Source organism: Nocardia sp. NPDC058058, assembly GCF_042885355.1.
Lineage (GTDB): Bacteria > Actinomycetota > Actinomycetes > Mycobacteriales > Mycobacteriaceae > Nocardia.
The window spans coordinates 1-1,196 of record NZ_JBHVSA010000035.1; the positions used below are offsets into that span (position 1 = coordinate 1).

Annotated in this window: 1 protein-coding gene; it reads right to left on the bottom strand. The window is 73.4% G+C overall.

Annotated features, from left to right (window positions below; genetic code table 11):
- Nucleotides 1-1,142 (bottom strand): copper resistance D family protein (locus tag ACFVUS_RS43965; protein ID WP_387781526.1); only part of this gene is annotated, 1,142 nt, incomplete at its 3' end.
- Nucleotides 1,143-1,196 lie beyond the last annotated feature (54 nt).

Here is a 1,196-nt window from a genome sequence, read left to right on the forward strand (position 1 = left end):
CACAGGTGGACGGCGTTGGCCCCGACCCGCCCCGGGTCGAGTTCGAGCCGGATGGTTCCCTTGCCGGCCGGGCCGCCGGTGTCGAACGGAAGGCTGATCTTGACGGCGCGGTCGGGGACGGCCGTGGAGGTGTCGGCGCTGGTGCCGCCGGCTTCCAGTTCCGCGGTCCGGCCGGGCTCCGTGCTGGTCAGGATGGTGGTGACGGCGAGCAGGACGACGGCGACCGCCGCCTCGGCGAGGACGGAGCGGCGCAGGCCGACCCGGTCGGAGTCGGCGTCACGGACCTGCTTCTCGCGCGCGTTGGCACGGGCGGCCCGCTGCCGGGCGAGCTGGGCGGCGCGCTTGGGGTCGGCGGGGACGGTCACGGACTCTGTTTCACGTGAAACATCGCGCTGGGAGACGACCTTGGCGCTCTTCCCGGCGGGGGTCTCGGCGAGCCGCGTGGTCCACGTCCGGGAGACGTAGGCGATGGTGACCAGGACGGCGACCAGGCCCACCTTGACGAGCAGGAGCTGCCCGTAGCTGGTGCCGGTCAGGGCGGACCAGCTGCCGACCTGGCGCCAGGACTGGTAGACGCCCGTCACGGTGAGGACCAGGACGCTGATGAAAGCGACCCGGGAGAACCGCTGGACGGCCTCGCGCTCGATCCCGGGGACCTTGTGGAGGGCGACGAGCAGCGCGGTGAGGCCGCCGAGCCAGGTGGCGACGGCCAGCAGGTGCAGGATGTCGACGGGCATGGCGATACCGGTCTGGATGCCGGTGGAAGCGTGCTCGGACAGCGCCCAGGTGGCGGCGATGCCGGCGGCGACGACCCCTCCGCCGATGCCCAGGCCGAACGCGAGGTCGTTGGTGTCCTTGGCGGTGTCCGCCCCGTTCGGGCCGCCCGAGGACCTGGCGGCCTTCGGACGTCCGGCGGCGGCGCTCTGGCTCCGCGCGTACGCCCCGAAGAGGACGGCGATGAACAGCGCGGCCGCGCCGAGGAGCAGCAGCCGGGAGACCAGGGAGGCTCCGGTCTTGGCCTCCAGGACGGCCCTCAGCCCGCCGAGGTCGAAGGCGTCGGCGAAGTTACCGGAGCCGGTGTACGGGGTGCGCAGCAGCAGCATCGCCAGGGTGGCGACGGTGAGGGTGACCCAGGCCCCCACGACGAGCTTCTGCAGGGGACGCTCGGCCGCGCCCCGGCGCCAGCACAGCAGCAG